Genomic DNA, 15,062 nt, shown 5'->3' with positions numbered 1-15,062 from the left:
TTTAATCTTTAAGTGGAACTGTTAATACTTCTAGTCCAGGAATTTTTTTAAAGTCTTTTGTATTTAAAGTTAGTATTGGATAATTATAAGTTATTGCTGTCGCTGCAATTAATAAATCGTGAACACCAATAGTTATGCGTTCTTTATATAAATTATCTATAATTTTTGCATATACATATGCTTCTTCAATACCGAAAGGTAGTAGAGTGAATAAGCTTTTTACATATTCTATAAAAGTTAAACATTGTCCACGCTTATTTTCATCTTTAACTCTATCTATTCCTATTAATAGTTCAGTTAACACAATAGGGTTAATATAAGCTTGATCATAATTTGACCATGCTTTAGTACTAATTTTTCCTCTTTCTAAAGCTATAATTATAGAGGCATCAACAATTAATCCCATTTACGATACAACTCCTCAATGTTTATTCTAGTACTACGTCTTACATCATCAACATCTTTCATAAATTGTTCAGCATCCTCAGGGTCGAGATGTGGACCATTTTTAAAAAGTTCATCTAAATTTTTTACTTTCACAGAAGATTTATTTTCGACAGGTGTAATTTGTGCAACGATATTATTACCTTTTTGAATATCAAAGCTTTCGCCTTTATAATAAACACGGTTAATAATATCGGAAAATGAACGAACGGCTTCTGTTGCTTTAACTATTTGTGCCATATCTATAACCTAATAAAATTATCATACTTTATGTATTATACTATTTTAAGTAATTTATGTAAATTATATTATATCATTCTGTGTCGGTATGAGTATACTAATCACTAAAGCTCTGATTTATATTCTTTCTAGCACTTCTGATATCTTTTAAGCGCTCATGGACTTTTTCGAAGACTTGTTTAGGGAGGATAGAAGTATTAATTTGTAAAAATTCGTCATCTTTTAGCTTAATGAAGAAAGAGGGTTCTTGAAATTCTGGACCATCGATTTCTCTAGCAATCTTTATATAATAACCAATAATATGGCTGTTATAATAATCGCTTTTACTGATCATTTTTTTAGCTATCTTATTAATGTTCATATCAGTTTTAGCAGTATAAGTAACAGTCAGTGCAATACCTAGCATAAGCCTTTGTCTATGACTAAAGGGAATATCTGAAGATAGAATAAATTCTGAAACGAAATTAGCTCTAAGTGTTTTATCGATATTTTTATTATACTGGGCAAGCATTATAGCTAATTCCACAGTTATTAGAGTTGTATTATCTGGATTGATTAGAAGATATTTTACAGCTTCAATATATTGATCGATTTTACATATATTCCTATCAAATTTTACTAATCTTTTGACTCTCTCATAAATAATATCTTTTTTTCTTTCATTATCTGGTAGTGAATCAAATCTTACCCCTTCTTTTAAGCCATAATTTGAAATGATAATTTTTCCTGGAGAAAATACTTTAATCATCGCTTTTATTACTAAAACAGCGTTATAATTAATCGCTTTTTGTTCATAATAGCTAAGCTTTAACTTATCGATTTGTGATAATTTTTCCAAATATAACTCAAATTCTACACGGCTTATTTCAAAATTATGTAAATTTTTAAGAGGGTAATTAATAGACTCCATATATATGCGGCTCATTAAACGTAATGCACCACCGATTAAATATAAATTAGGATAATGCTTAAGACCAAATTCCTTTTCAATTAATTCAGTAATAAGCCCAAGATTATCAAAATTATTATTAGCAATAATCCGTGTGCCAAGCGGTAGCGATTTTAACTTACCAACTTTTTTATCCGCAATTTGTGCAATCTCTAAACTGCCGCCCCCAAGATCAGCTACAATACCTGAAGCATCGCTAATTCCAGAAATTAACCCAGCGGCAGTTAAATAAGCTTCACGTTCACCTGAGATAATTTCAACTTCAATATTAAACTTCTTTTTAATTATTGCTGTAAATTCTTCTGCTTTAGGGTGACCTCTGAGTATAGCAGTTGCAACACATCTAATATTAGTAACGGAAAGCTTATTGAAGATATGAATAAGATATTGTAGAGATAAATATGTTTGATGTTTTATGTCTAAATTGTCTAAATTAAGTAGATTAGTTAGATAATTTTTAAATTTATAATTAAAAATTTCAGGAGCTCCAAGCTCATCGGTTTCATAAACTACAGCTCTTAAAGCATTTGAACCGATATCAATAATAGCTGAACGCATCTTAGTATATACTTCTTTTCTTTTAAGAGTAGAAAATTATACTCAAATCATTTGGGTATATATTACTCACTGTTTTCTGGAGCAACAGCAGCCTCTTCTGTCTCATTAGAAGTTTCGTTAGTTTCGTTATTATTTGCTCGCGGATCAAAAGGTACTTGAGTAGGTACAAAAGTCGGCGGTAATAATCTACTAGTAAAAAACTTATCCTCAAAATATTTAATCTTACGAGATTTTATCGGAGGAAAAGACTCTATTAAAACAATCTGCTCGTCTCTTGGTAACTGTATTACTTCTTGAGGTAAAAGTAAAGCCCTTTGAACTTGAGAAACATTTTGTGTTCTAGTAGAAATATTAAGATCAAAAAATATAGGCTTACTGAATGATCTTTGTTCTACAGTTTTATTACCAACTAATTGTGATATTAAATTTGCAGTTTCATAGTTGTTAGCAGCAAAGGTAATACGATATGTTGAGTTAGACAAGAAAGAGTTCATACCAGCATCTTCATATGTTCCTTTTAGCTGCTGTGTATCTTGAATAATTAAGAATAAACGAACTCTATAACCCCTGAAATAAGCAATACCTGCTTTGAATGTATCCATCTTACCAAGTGTTGGGAACTCATCAAGTAAGAACATCACGCCATAAGGTTCTTCTTTTAAATCAGGCATTTTTCGGCTTAAAAATTCTGTAGCTTGCTGATAAAATACTTGCATTAATTTCTGCAAACGTTGTATGTTATCAGGAGTAAGACCCACATATACAGTTGTTTTTATTTTCTTGAATTCTTGCACGTTAAAGTCAGAAGAAGCAGTAGCAGAGTCAATTAATGGGTTTGCCCATAACTCAAGTGAAGAGTTCATGGTAGATATAACGCCGGAGCGTTCTTTATCAGCTTTTTGTAGGAAAGCTGCAATATTCATATATGCTACAGGGTGGATTATCCCGCCTAAAGTATCAAGCACGACCGCTAGATTATAGACTACATCGTCACTTCTCATGGTACGCACTACTTCACCAAAGGATTTGGTTTTAACAGGATCAGCTATTAAATATAAGGTTACGCCCAAGAACAAGCTTCGTGCTTCGTTATTCCAAAAATCCTTTTCAGCCATGATAAGGTTTGAAATTTTTTGTACGTCATCAACCATTTGTCCAGGCTTAGTACTAACCCAGTCAATCGGATTATAGCAGTGAGTAATACCATCTGGGTTAGATGGTTCCCATACAAAGACTTTCTGACCTTGTTTCTCACGCCAACCGCTCGTTAAGCCATGGTTTTCAAGTTTTATATCATGAACAACTACTGAATCATTCCAAAACAATAAGTTAGGTATAACGAAACCTACACCTTTACCAGAACCGGTAGGAGCAAATAATAAGGCGTGCTGGAATCCATCAGCAACAAAATAACCACCACTATCAACCCCGATTAGCATACCTTTTTTAGCTCTAAGACCAGCCGATTCAACATCTGCAGGGCTTGCCCATCTAGCATCACCATATACTTTTTCAGGTTGCTCAAAAAATTGTAGCGATTTGATTCTCTCAAAGTTTTTAATGTAAAATATTATAACGACGAAAGCAGGTCCAAGAAGTGAAGCAAGTAGCTTTAATTTTAAATAGTTATAATCAGAGATTTTTAATTGTCCCCAAACGCTAACAAGCCAATAAGCCCATTTATAAGCGATATTTATAGCAGTTACATCTACTCCAAGAGCACCGATTTCATTGGTAAAGATTGCAACAAATGCACCACTTATCCATAAGGTACTAAAAATAACAACCGGATGAATTATAGCATGACCGAATATATTTCTAGTGACTTTGAGTATGTTATGCCATTCCATTTAGTAATCCTTGATTTTATTTTTTATGAGATTGCCGCATTGATGTTATGCATCTCCTCGCAATGACACTATAGTCTATACCATTCCTGTGGCGTTTTTATTCTTTTTATAATATACTTCCGATACGTATCTTTTACCGCCACTGCCACGTTTTAATTGTACTACAATATCTACAACTGTTAAAATATATTTTTTTACTTCTTCAGGTGGCATACCAAGATCAGCTTGCATTACCATCAATTTTAGTTGTTCAATTGCCATAGCAGGACTATCAGCATGAAGTGTTGATATAGAACCTGGGTGACCAGTATTAATAGCTCGCAGGAAACTAAAAGCTTCTTTACCTCGAAGCTCACCAACTATAATTCTATCAGGTCTTAAACGCAAACACGCTTCTATTAAATCTTGAGTAGTAACGTTTGCTCGTCCTTGTCCGCCTTTAGAAGCAAGCAAATGAACTCTATTAGGGTGACTAGATAATACAACCTCACGGGCATCTTCTACTGTAATTAATCTTTCCAATTGAGGTATTTCAGTAAGTGCTGCATTAGTAAAAGTAGTTTTACCTGTTGAAGTACCGCCGCTAATTATAATATTTTTCTTTGAAATAACTGCATGTTTGATGAATTCTTTTATCTTTTTTTCAGCTAAATATCCGTTTAGAATTATTTCATCTTGATCTATTAAACTTTCTGTTGCAGTTTCATCAAAAGCTCCCATTTTAGCGTATTCGTCTAGAGTCAGATTCATGCCGCTCGGCTTTCTTATAGAATAAATGATTTGTCCTATTTCGCAAGCAGGAGGGAATACTATTTGAATACGATAACCATTTGGAAGTGTTGCTGAAAGTAAAGGCTTTTCTTCTGAGATCATTTGTTCAGTAGATTGAGCAACTAAACGTCCAAGCGAAAGTAAATGTTCCGCGTCAAGCTCTGGTAATTGTTTAGAATATATATCACCTTTCTTCTCAACCCATGCTTCCCCAGGTTTATTAACCATAATCTCGTTAATACCATCTTCAGCAAATAGTTCTTTAAACGGTAATAAAAAAGTCTCTAAGGCAGCAAATGCATCACTCATTTTACTACCTTTGATTTTGTTAAAACAGTAACAGGGAATTTATAATCCTTATTAACGTATATTTTAATCGGAGTACCTTGATTAATCGTTGTAGTAGGTTTAAATTGCTGCTGAGTTATCATATTTTGTACAGTATTAGTAATATCTGTAAACGCTTGTGTAGAAGCTTGCTGTGCTTGAGTTGGATTTGATGCTATAGAAGTACTAGTAAGCAAGCTTGAAGCAGCTGTATTAACCGCTTGTACTAATGTAGCTAGCCTTTGTTCAGGGGTATTTGCCGAAGAAGCATCTTGGGCGGTTGTACAGGCTTGTGTCATTGTAGTATAAGCAGTAGATGTTTTATCAGTAATGGCTGCTAAAACATTTGTACAAATTGTAACTATTCTTGTATTTGGATCCAAACTAGTATTTTGGGAAATTGTTTGAGCAGTATTTAATAACTGAGTAGCAATAGCACTATTAGTAGCAGCAGCTTGTGAGTTTATAGGCGGAGGTACTAATTTATCAAGAACTTTAGCAATTCCTATATTGAAAGCAGACTGTAAGACTGAGTTAGCAAACTGTTCCTTATATTTATTATCTACCCTTCCTTGTACCCCAGGTCTTCCTAAGTTATCGACTGCAGGGGAATCAAATGCTATAGTATAGCCATTAGTTAAGTCTATTCTATCCCATCTTACAGAAACTCTACCGTAGCTATCTGCTGAAGTTGAAGTTGCATATTTACCAAACACTTTTGATCCTTTTGGTATTAATATTATTTTATCTTTTTCAGAATATACATCTCTGCTAATAATGGCTCTTATTTCGCCACCAAGATCGCTATTTATGGCTGTTTCAAGTACTGCCTCAATTAATTTACCGCGTCCTAAGATTAAAGACATGTCACCACGATCTTTAAATACTGCATCCGCAGCAACTTGTTCTGCTGTTTTCTTAGGTTCTACACCGCTAACTAGTACAATAGATGACGTCCTTTTTGCCTGTTTACGTTTCTTTTCTTCGTCACTTTCAACTAAAGGTCCGTTTGTTGAAGGTAATGAAATAGGAGGAGCTGGAAGTGTTTTTGACTTATCCGCTTCTACTGGTGTAGTTGGGGGTAAAACTGGCGGTATTTCCACTATAGGTGGAGCAGTTGGTGTTTCAAGCTTTGGTGGCTCCGGTAATTTAGGTATTCCAGGTACGTTATCTGAATTATCTTCAACAGGTTTAACAATATTGCTAGGTATATTAGTATTTTGAATTTCTTCTTTTTTAGGAGCAAAGAAAAGAGAATAAAAAATATATATAAGAATACCGCAAATTACAACTACGATAGCGATACTTTTATTAAAACTCACTGAAACTTTTGATAATTCTTTTTGAACTTCAGGTGTATCTGCTCCTGATAAAGAACTATTATTGTTTTGCTCTTCGACCATATTTAAATTATATTATAGTTATTTATTGTCATCCCGTGGCTTGACCACGGGATCTTTTATCACAAGCTGTGTCCTGAGATCCCGCAGTCAAGCTGCGGGATGACAAACTAGTACCTTGCCATGTAATTACTATTTGTTCTATTCTTAGAATAGTCAAATTTAATTACATATACTAACTCTTTCTCATGTCCTTCCATCAACTCAACAGAAGAAATATCAAATTCATATGTTCTTTTGTTAGTTATGATAGTCATGTTGGTACGAATATATTTCTCAAGAGGTTTTATAAATAAACGATTACCAATAGGAGTTAGTTTCCACGCATAAGCATCTCCAAGAATGATATTTTGAACTTCTTCATTTTTAGCAAATTCTATATGTGCTTGAAAACCAAAATGCAGCGTTAATAAATAAACTTCATTAGGGTTATATATATATGTTTGTATCCTATTATCCCTAGTTATAGATAAATCATCCAAATAATTATTGCTGATATTGTTACATGGATCATTTTCTAAAAGTGGACAGTCAGCATTAGCTACTAAGCCACTTAAGTATATAAAAATTAAAAAACAAAATCTAACTATTATCATCGTCTACCCTATATCCGTTAACTTGAAATCCTACAGGATTTATATCAAGTTCTGAATCTGTTAATTGCATTGGTACGTAAGCATAACTTACTACTGCTATTTTATTATAAACTGTTTGATTTCCTGTTGCTTCATTTACGGAAAATCTAACTATATATTTGTCCGAGGCAATTTTTGACCACGACTTTACTACTAAATAAGTCGTATTGTTTTCCTGATACTTTAAACTTGGATCATTGTTCTTATCTCTTATATATCCAAGATAACCATAAAAAACATTACTCGTTGAAAGTAATCTTATAGTAGTACGTGCCAAGGTAGTAAAATCAACAAAATTATATGTTTCTCTTGCATTTATATATTTTTTTATAAAATATCTTGTAAGTGACTCATCTGCAGTAAGCACTGGTGATGAAATAGGCTCTACTACTGATACACGACCAGTAGTATCATCAAGTTGGATGACAAAAGGATCAAACTGTTTAGATTTTACTACAAAAGCTATTACTAAAGTAGATATTACCATAAAAATTGATAATATTATCAGTAATATTATTAATAAGTTACGTTGAACAATTAGCTTATCAGCACGTTCTTCATACCAATTTTGAGTTATCTTTAGCGGATTTGCTTGGTTTTGCTCGCTCTTTGCATCATTTTGTGCTTTATCACTTGATTTAAAGAAGCCGAATATATTATCTAACATACCTCTATTGTTATATTAAACGGTTACTAGCGAAATAAGTGTCATTGATATATTTATGCTATATCTATTATAGAATTAACCGGTCTTCTTACACAAGGATTCATACTTAACTCTGCTTCATCATTAATTTCAGCTGCAACACACGGGCTTTTAATTTCGTAAGGTGCTGAGGGTGTACATGATAATAATTGTGAAAGCATAATTAATAATACCCCAAACTTGAATAATTTTAACATCTTAAATATATAATAATAAAGTGGTTTATTTTATTACTTGTTTAAATTAGCTTAGTATATAATTGTTCACAAGTATTTTTTACAAAAATTTATTTTAAGTGTAAAAAAATATTAAAAAGATTGTAAACAGTGCTATATAACAATAATATTGATACAATATTATTACCATTAATAACTATTGTTGTATAATTTAAATTTATAAATTATTTATTTTAACTTTAAAATCAAGTAGTATTTTGGTATTGTAGCAACAATATAAAGTTATTTTATAACTTAAATAATACTAAATTAACAAATGATAATTATATTAAAATAATTATGCTAAGGTTATGGAAATAAAAATACTCATCAATTACTAAATAATTATGGATCCAGTACTTAGTGCCGTACAAGAATATGTTAAATCCGGCGAATATTTTAATGATGCAAGAAAATGGTACAGCTTTAAATATGTAGTGCCGTTAAGTAGTAGATCCCTTCTACTTTTAGCATGTGCAACATTTACGTTATTACTTACTATAATTTGTATAAATATTGATGTATTATTACCTATAAAAGAAAAAATAAGTTACTTGATAAAATCTAGTACCGAGAAACAAGCTACTATTACTAACACTAAAGAATCTGCATTACGCGATCCTTATGGTTCTGTTGCTAATATTATGCTCAAAAATTATGTGCTACAGCGAGAAGAATATAATTATGATTTATTAAAACAACAATTTGTCTTTATTAAAAATAGTTCTACAAGTATTGTTTATATGCAATTTGCTAATTTTATGAATATTGATAACCCACTATCACCGGTTATGCGATATCAAAAATTATATAGGCGTTCAATTAATATAACATCAATTCAAAATATAAATAATAATGAAGTAGTTGTTACTTTTGAGTCATTAGCTAAAAATAGTGTAGGGGAAGTTTTAGAAAATATGTTATGGGAAGCAAAAATAGGTTATATAATGGATTCTATCGGTGCAAATCTTCCGCCTAATGCTCCATTTAACTTTACTGTTACCAGTTATAAGCTAAAATTATTAAAAGATAAAAACCAGAAATAATATGAAGCGATTAATAATATTTTTTACAATAATATTTTTTACATTAAATATATTTGCTATTAGAGAATCAAGACCTTTAGGACAAGATTCCCGTTTAAGAGTTATGGTTTATAACCCTGATGATGTTTTCAAATTTATAGGATATTACGGCTATCAAGCAAGTATAGAGCTTGCAAGAGACGAAGAAATAGTAAGTATTTCTATGGGCGATACTACCTCATGGCAAATAGTACCTGCGGGTCATAGGATTTTTATTAAACCTATGGAGCAGGATGCTACTACTAATATGACCTTAATTACTAATAAACGAACATATTTCTTTGAACTATACGCTGCTGAGACTCTTGATATGCGTGATCCAGAAATGGTTTTTAACGTAAAATTCCTCTATCCTGATGATGATAATGATAATGCTGGTGGTCACATACAAACTTATATTGCCTCTTCAGCAAGCCCTGATCTTAATCATCCAGAAAAATATAACTTCAACTATTATATTAGTGGTAGTGAAGAAATAGCTCCTATCAAAATTTTTGACGATGGCGAATTCACTTATCTACAATTTAGAGATAAAAATTCTGAAATTCCTGGTATTTTTGCTGTAGATGATTCATTGCGTGAGTCTCTAGTAAATTATCGCCTCGTTCCAGATAATCCTAATTTAGTTATTCTTGAACAAGTATTCCCAAAGCTTGCTGTACGTAAAGGTAAAAAGATTACTTGTATATTCAATGAATCTTTTAGAGCATACTGATACTCGATGAACTTGAAAAATTGGCTGCGTCGTCTTTGTAAGTCCTCGGCTGCTCACGTATTAAGTATACGCTCTGCACCTCGGCTTACAGTCTCCTTGCTCTTTTCCAAGTTGATCTTCGTATTATTCTTCACTTAACTATATACATATGTCCCACTTAATATATTTTTTTGCTTTGATATTGCTGACTTCGGGTTTATTTATAATGCTTACAAGCCATAATTATATTCATAAGGTTATAGGTCTTGGGGTTTTTCAAGGTTCAGTATTAGTTTTTTATTTAGCTTTGGGTAAAGTTAAAACAGGTATTGTACCTATTATGCAAGAAGGCGTAACTACCTACAGCAGCCCATTGCCTCACGTATTGATGCTAACAGCTATAGTAGTAGGTTTTGCAACACTTAGCGTAGCTTTAAGTTTCATACATCAAATTTATAAACATTTTGGTACAATATCAGAAAACGAAATTAGTTTTGATAAATAGATATATTTCTAGTATGTTATTCTTTTGTATAAGGCTTGTTACTTCTGTCATCCCGTGGACCAAGCCACGGGATGACACCGATTTGAATAAATAACCATGATCCTAGCAAACCATTTCCCAATCTTACAGATTTTATTCCCATTTGCAGGTGCGTTACTTGCGACGATATTTTTTCGTTTTATTTTATTAACTCGAATCATTACTATCTGCTCTATTTTAGCAAGTTTTGTAATTAGCATTTACGGGTATTCTATTGTAAAAAATACCGAAATTTCTTACGTGATGGGAGGGTGGGCTTCGTCTATCGGAATTGAGTATTATTTAACCTCCTTAAATCAAGCTATTATTATTTACCTTAATTTGGTTTTATTATTTTTTCTAATTTTTTGCTACAACATCACTAACCAAACTGTCCTAAAATATATTAACAGTAATAGAAGAGCTTTATTTTATGCTATATTGCTGTTTGCTCATATGGGTTATTTAGGAATGGTTAGTACTAATGATTTTTTTAATTTATATGTATTTATAGAGATTTCAGCACTTAGCAGCTATGTTTTGATAGCTAGCGGTGGTAAGCCAAAGGCTTTAGTTGGTGCTCTTGATTATTTAATAATGGGTAGCATAGGTGCAACATTAATTCTTATAGCTATAGGGTTTCTACTAAGTATTACCGGTAGTTTAAATATGCTAGATGTAGCCGGATTTTTACAAAAATATTCTAATTCGAATATAGTAACTTTATCTATAGGGTTTTTCTTAATAGGGATTATTTTAAAAACTGCCTTTTTTCCTATGCATTTTTGGATGATGAGAGCTTATAGCACCACTGCTTCGGTGATTTTAGTATATTTGGCAGGAATTTCGACCATAATAGGCATATATATAATATATAAATTTACCTATCTTGTTATAAGCTATGAAACGATTAAAGTAGCAATGAACAGTTTTATAAGACCTATTGCTTTAGCTACTCTTATCATAGCTCCGTATTTTGCTTATAGAGCTGAGAGTTTTAAAAAAATTATAGTATATTCGTGTATTACTCAAATAGGTTATGTATTTTTATTGTATGTTACCGATAGCGGTATGAAAATTTTACCATGCTTATTGATTGTAGATAGTATAAATAAAATAGCTCTTTTTCTTATTGCTGCTTATAAAGAAGCATATCAGAAAAAACCAAATCAAATTTTGGTAATAATAGCTGTAATTTGTAGCAGCGGCTTGCCAATCAGCCCGTTATTTTTTGTTAAGGTAAGTATTCTAGAATTATTTTTAAACCAAAATCTATTATTAGATTTTATAATAATTTTACTAAGTTCGGTAGGATCATTATTCTATCACTATAAAATGATAAAAATTTTATTCTTACAAAAGCAAGAATCCAACTAAGAATATTAAAGTACTGTGAAGCAGCAGCTATCAGACTTTGAAAACTTGCTAAAGACTTAAATCTACCAGCTTCTGAATTAGAGAAATGGTTAAGTTATAGAAATAAAAAGAGAAAACAAATACAATGACTTTGATAACTAATAAAAGCATAATAATATGCTAGCACAATTTACCACTCCGAATCTTTTGATTCTATCAACTTTACTAGTTGGTATGCTGAATTTAACTAGTCCGTTTGTGACTAAAAAAGATAGTTTTACACGTAACTTTTTACTTATTGCTATCGGGGTTTTTTTCTTTAGTAATGTTCTGATTATTGATTGGGTGTTTCTAAAAGGCGTAAGGGCAGGGTTTAAGTTTCATATTTTCGGTAACTATTTTATAGGCTTTCATCTCGAACCTTTAGGGCTTATTTTCTTAAGTTTAATCAGCTTTTTATGGATTTGTTCTCTGCTTTATACTCCGAAATATCTTGCTATTAATAATATAGAAAACTCTTCAAGGTTTTTATTCTTCTTCAATTTAACTATTCTTATTGGTGTTTTAATTGCTTTATCTAGCAATTTATTTACCATGTTTATTTGCTATGAGCTTTTAACTATTTCTACGGCTTTTTTAATAGGGCATACTAAAAATAATATAGTACTTACGGGATTATATAAATATTTAAAAATTTTGATGATTACCGGAATCATGTTATTTTTGCCGGCTATTATAATTATTTATGCTAAAATCGGTAATGGGGATTTCGGAACTAAAGGGCTAATGCTAGAGCATTTTTCTAAAAATCAGTCTATTCTTTTATTGCTAATGTTTATCTTTGGTATTGCAAAGACAGCGATTTTTCCAGTACATTCATGGCTTCCGGCAGCAATGGTTGCACATTATCCCGTTAGTAGTTTACTGCATGCAGTGATAGTAGTAAAAACCGGCTTATTTTGTATTTACAAAATTTTAGTATATATATTTGGCTTGTCTTATTTGCAAAAAATATTTGGACCTTTTAACTGGCTGATTTTTATTCCGATAGTCAGCATTTTTTATAGCTCATTTAAAGCTTTCGGAACGGATAATATCAAGAAAATACTTGCCTATTCCACCATGAATCAATTAGGCATAGCATTGCTTAGTGCTTTTATGCTAACGCCTAAGTCCTTAGCTGCTGCAACTCTGCATTTAGTATCGCATTCTTTTACAAAGATCTGTTTATTTTATAGTATGGGAAGTATTTATAGCCTAAAGAAAGCCAATCAAGTGCAAGATTTAACAGGTACTTCAAAAGAATTCCCGCTGATTTCTTTTATAATACTAATATCATCATTATCGTTGATTGGTATTCCAATTTTAAGCGGCTTCATAAGTAAATTCTCAATTTTACTTGCAGCAGCCGAGCAGAATCAGTTTGTTGTGATGGCTGTTATAATAATTAGTAGTATATTCTCAAGTTTATATCTTATTAAAATATTAGGATTTATTTACAAACCTTCTTCTAATGAAACCTCAAATATAGCAAAGCAGCTTCCATATTCTATGCAAATAAGTATCATGATTTGCTGTGCTGCTGTAATATTCTTTTACTTCATCCAAATTCTAATCAAGAAGTTTTTGGTTTTCATTTATTAGTGTTGTATATTTTAGCGTCCGATTCCGCTCCCTTTTTGTTTTATTAATGTTAAGTTATCATTATTAGAAATCATTGTGTTTTTTAAATTTTGTCCTATTTTCTCTGCCTCATATTTACCAGAGATACAATCCTCTAAGAACTTCACGTTTTTAGTATGATTTTCTTTTTTAGCTAATACTAAAGATTGGGCTAATTGCTCTTTTTTTAGCTTCCCATCTTTCATGCTATCGAAAAGTATTTGTACTATTTCTATATGCTCATTTAGAGCAGCAAGGTGTAGTGGACTAGCTCCATCATTTGCAGCTTTATTTACGTTTGCTCCATGTTCAAGCAATTTTTGTACTATTTCTGTATGCCCATTTTGAGTAGCAAGATATATAGATGTAAATCCACCGTGTGTAATTTTATTTACGTCTGCTCCGTATTCAGGCAATTTTTGTACTATTTCTATATGCCCATTTTGAGCAGCAAGGTGTAATGGACTAAGACCATTATTTTCGGCTTTATCTATATCTGCCTTACGTTTAACTAATTCTGGTAATATTATTGTATTTCCATTTTGAGCAGCTGTATGTACAAGGGTCCACTTGTCAAGAATTGGATCATTAATGTAATCTGTTATTAAACCAAAATATTTAAATAAATCTTCTATTTGAATTTTTTCTTTGCTAATTTGTTTATTTAATTCATTAAATGAGCAAATAATATAATGTGCGATACCAAGTAAATAAGCTTTTGCATCTTCTTCACTAAAAGTAATTCTAAATTTGTTTAATTTTTCTATATCCTCATTTATATATTTTGCTATATTTTTAAACCCATAACTCTTTTTAATTCCTTCTGCTTCCTTATTAACATAGGTTTCGACTATTTTTGGTAATGTTTCATTATGCTTTAATCCTTTTTCTAGCTTTTCTACAAAATCATTAAAAGTACTAGGATTTAAAAATCTTTCAGATTTTATTGTGACGACTTTATTTGGTGTTTTATAACTCCAACTTGTGCCTTGTAATGAATATTTTTGGTTTCTTAAGATTTGCTCAAGGAAAGAAGAATTAGGAAAGAGCCTTAATTCTTCCAATTGTTTTTTTTGAATATAATGATCTAAAAAACCTTCGCTGAAATTTTTAGCATTAACATTTGTTACTATAGAACTTCCTTCTTTTAATTCTTTAGTTTCTTTGTTCCCGCTCCCTCCAAAACAGCTAAATAAATTGAAATCTATTGGATGAGGATATGTATTTTGTAGTCTTTTTAAGAAATGTCCAGTAAAAAAGATAAATTGTTTTTTTAATTCTATAATGTGGTTATTATCTTTTTGTGAATCTATATTGTTGTAATTATGCTTTCTATCTCCATGCCCATGAATATAAAATTTATTAGGTTGTTTTATATTTTCTTTATCCAAAGTTTTTTTAATATGATCTATAATTGATTCAAGTGGATTTTTAGTAGTAATTTCAGCTTCATCTGTTTTAATTATTATTACTTCATGTTTATCTAACTCTTGCTGTAGATTTTGAGATAATATTAAATCAGGTCCTAATATATAAACTAATCTGTTTTCTTTTTCTGTATTTGTCATAAAAATTACCACTACATCTAAATATTACAAAATAATTAATATCCATTAATTAATCGCGATTATAAATATTTTATTGATG

General features: G+C 31.1%; 15 protein-coding genes and 1 pseudogene. 5 read left to right on the top strand and 11 right to left on the bottom strand.

The genetic code is table 11. From position 1 onward, the window contains the following. Position 1: 1 nt before the first annotated feature. The 9 genes from vapC to ACICQC_RS07190 form a co-directional block, all read right to left on the bottom strand. Positions 2-406, bottom strand: coding sequence for a ribonuclease VapC (vapC, locus tag ACICQC_RS07230; RefSeq protein ID WP_395476522.1), 405 nt, complete (start codon positions 404-406; stop codon positions 2-4). Continuing rightward, complete coding sequence (gene vapB, locus ACICQC_RS07225; RefSeq protein ID WP_011477679.1) at positions 397-684, bottom strand: type II toxin-antitoxin system antitoxin VapB; 288 nt, start codon at positions 682-684, stop codon at positions 397-399. The genes vapC and vapB overlap by 10 nt, the downstream gene beginning before the upstream one ends. 97 nt (positions 685-781) lie before the next feature. Next, the gene (locus ACICQC_RS07220; protein WP_395476521.1) at positions 782-2,191 is read right to left on the bottom strand and encodes a Ppx/GppA family phosphatase; all 1,410 of its coding nucleotides are present in this window, start codon (positions 2,189-2,191) and stop codon (positions 782-784) included. A 62-nt stretch (positions 2,192-2,253) separates the two neighbouring features. Continuing rightward, on the bottom strand, positions 2,254-4,041 hold the full coding sequence (locus ACICQC_RS07215; RefSeq protein ID WP_395476520.1) for a type IV secretory system conjugative DNA transfer family protein: 1,788 nt from the start codon (positions 4,039-4,041) through the stop codon (positions 2,254-2,256). 75 nt (positions 4,042-4,116) lie between these two features. Next, on the bottom strand, positions 4,117-5,121 hold the full coding sequence (virB11, locus tag ACICQC_RS07210) for a P-type DNA transfer ATPase VirB11 (protein WP_395476519.1): 1,005 nt from the start codon (positions 5,119-5,121) through the stop codon (positions 4,117-4,119). Further along, positions 5,118-6,542 (bottom strand): TrbI/VirB10 family protein, encoded by a 1,425-nt coding sequence (locus ACICQC_RS07205; RefSeq protein ID WP_395476518.1) that lies wholly within the window; start codon positions 6,540-6,542, stop codon positions 5,118-5,120. The genes virB11 and ACICQC_RS07205 overlap by 4 nt, the downstream gene beginning before the upstream one ends. 107 nt (positions 6,543-6,649) lie before the next feature. Next, a complete protein-coding gene (locus ACICQC_RS07200; RefSeq protein ID WP_395476517.1) occupies positions 6,650-7,135 on the bottom strand; it encodes a TrbG/VirB9 family P-type conjugative transfer protein in 486 nt (161 codons plus the stop codon). Then, positions 7,122-7,841: a virB8 family protein gene (locus tag ACICQC_RS07195; RefSeq protein ID WP_395476516.1), complete on the bottom strand. Its 720-nt coding sequence runs from the start codon at positions 7,839-7,841 to the stop codon at positions 7,122-7,124. The genes ACICQC_RS07200 and ACICQC_RS07195 overlap by 14 nt, the downstream gene beginning before the upstream one ends. Positions 7,842-7,894: 53 nt before the next feature. Beyond that, positions 7,895-8,077, bottom strand: a complete 183-nt coding sequence (locus ACICQC_RS07190) for a DUF2706 domain-containing protein (RefSeq protein WP_016948043.1) — start codon at positions 8,075-8,077, stop codon at positions 7,895-7,897. A 365-nt stretch (positions 8,078-8,442) separates the two neighbouring features. Here ACICQC_RS07190 and ACICQC_RS07185 point away from each other — a divergent pair, with 365 nt between their 5' ends. Both ACICQC_RS07185 and virB9 read left to right on the top strand, forming a co-directional pair. Further along, the gene (locus ACICQC_RS07185; RefSeq protein ID WP_395476515.1) at positions 8,443-9,141 is read left to right on the top strand and encodes a VirB8/TrbF family protein; all 699 of its coding nucleotides are present in this window, start codon (positions 8,443-8,445) and stop codon (positions 9,139-9,141) included. A gap of 1 nt (position 9,142) precedes the next feature. After that, a complete protein-coding gene (gene virB9 / locus ACICQC_RS07180; protein ID WP_395476514.1) occupies positions 9,143-9,895 on the top strand; it encodes a P-type conjugative transfer protein VirB9 in 753 nt (250 codons plus the stop codon). Here the strand turns inward: virB9 and ACICQC_RS07175 are convergent. Continuing rightward, a pseudogene (locus ACICQC_RS07175) lies at positions 9,882-10,005 on the bottom strand (palindromic element RPE5 domain-containing protein). The gene virB9 and the pseudogene ACICQC_RS07175 sit on opposite strands and share 14 nt — an antisense overlap. A 38-nt stretch (positions 10,006-10,043) precedes the next feature. Here ACICQC_RS07175 and ACICQC_RS07170 point away from each other — a divergent pair. From ACICQC_RS07170 to ACICQC_RS07160, 3 genes are all read left to right on the top strand, one after another. Further along, positions 10,044-10,379: a Na+/H+ antiporter subunit C gene (locus ACICQC_RS07170; protein ID WP_395476513.1), complete on the top strand. Its 336-nt coding sequence runs from the start codon at positions 10,044-10,046 to the stop codon at positions 10,377-10,379. 96 nt (positions 10,380-10,475) lie between these two features. Further along, a complete protein-coding gene (locus tag ACICQC_RS07165) occupies positions 10,476-11,774 on the top strand; it encodes a proton-conducting transporter membrane subunit (protein ID WP_395476512.1) in 1,299 nt (432 codons plus the stop codon). Positions 11,775-11,930: 156 nt separating this feature from the next. Further along, positions 11,931-13,397, top strand: a complete 1,467-nt coding sequence (locus ACICQC_RS07160; protein WP_395476511.1) for a proton-conducting transporter membrane subunit — start codon at positions 11,931-11,933, stop codon at positions 13,395-13,397. Between the two features lie 11 nt (positions 13,398-13,408). Here the strand turns inward: ACICQC_RS07160 and ACICQC_RS07155 are convergent, their stop codons facing one another. Next, on the bottom strand, positions 13,409-14,983 hold the full coding sequence (locus tag ACICQC_RS07155) for an ankyrin repeat domain-containing protein (RefSeq protein ID WP_395476510.1): 1,575 nt from the start codon (positions 14,981-14,983) through the stop codon (positions 13,409-13,411). Positions 14,984-15,062: the final 79 nt, after the last annotated feature.

This window comes from Rickettsia endosymbiont of Pantilius tunicatus (assembly GCF_964291875.1).
Taxonomy (GTDB): Bacteria; Pseudomonadota; Alphaproteobacteria; order Rickettsiales; family Rickettsiaceae; genus Rickettsia.
This window is presented reverse-complemented; position numbering and strand designations above follow the sequence as displayed.

Coding starts and splice junctions, on each gene's coding strand:
- vapC (WP_395476522.1), bottom strand. CDS start 406: ATGGGATTAATTGTTGATGCCTCTATAATTATAGCTTTAGAAAGAGGA.
- vapB (WP_011477679.1), bottom strand. CDS start 684: ATGGCACAAATAGTTAAAGCAACAGAAGCCGTTCGTTCATTTTCCGAT.
- ACICQC_RS07220 (WP_395476521.1), bottom strand. CDS start 2,191: ATGCGTTCAGCTATTATTGATATCGGTTCAAATGCTTTAAGAGCTGTA.
- ACICQC_RS07215 (WP_395476520.1), bottom strand. CDS start 4,041: ATGGAATGGCATAACATACTCAAAGTCACTAGAAATATATTCGGTCAT.
- virB11 (WP_395476519.1), bottom strand. CDS start 5,121: ATGAGTGATGCATTTGCTGCCTTAGAGACTTTTTTATTACCGTTTAAA.
- ACICQC_RS07205 (WP_395476518.1), bottom strand. CDS start 6,542: ATGGTCGAAGAGCAAAACAATAATAGTTCTTTATCAGGAGCAGATACA.
- ACICQC_RS07200 (WP_395476517.1), bottom strand. CDS start 7,135: ATGATAATAGTTAGATTTTGTTTTTTAATTTTTATATACTTAAGTGGC.
- ACICQC_RS07195 (WP_395476516.1), bottom strand. CDS start 7,841: ATGTTAGATAATATATTCGGCTTCTTTAAATCAAGTGATAAAGCACAA.
- ACICQC_RS07190 (WP_016948043.1), bottom strand. CDS start 8,077: ATGTTAAAATTATTCAAGTTTGGGGTATTATTAATTATGCTTTCACAA.
- ACICQC_RS07185 (WP_395476515.1), top strand. CDS start 8,443: ATGGATCCAGTACTTAGTGCCGTACAAGAATATGTTAAATCCGGCGAA.
- virB9 (WP_395476514.1), top strand. CDS start 9,143: ATGAAGCGATTAATAATATTTTTTACAATAATATTTTTTACATTAAAT.
- ACICQC_RS07170 (WP_395476513.1), top strand. CDS start 10,044: ATGTCCCACTTAATATATTTTTTTGCTTTGATATTGCTGACTTCGGGT.
- ACICQC_RS07165 (WP_395476512.1), top strand. CDS start 10,476: ATGATCCTAGCAAACCATTTCCCAATCTTACAGATTTTATTCCCATTT.
- ACICQC_RS07160 (WP_395476511.1), top strand. CDS start 11,931: ATGCTAGCACAATTTACCACTCCGAATCTTTTGATTCTATCAACTTTA.
- ACICQC_RS07155 (WP_395476510.1), bottom strand. CDS start 14,983: ATGACAAATACAGAAAAAGAAAACAGATTAGTTTATATATTAGGACCT.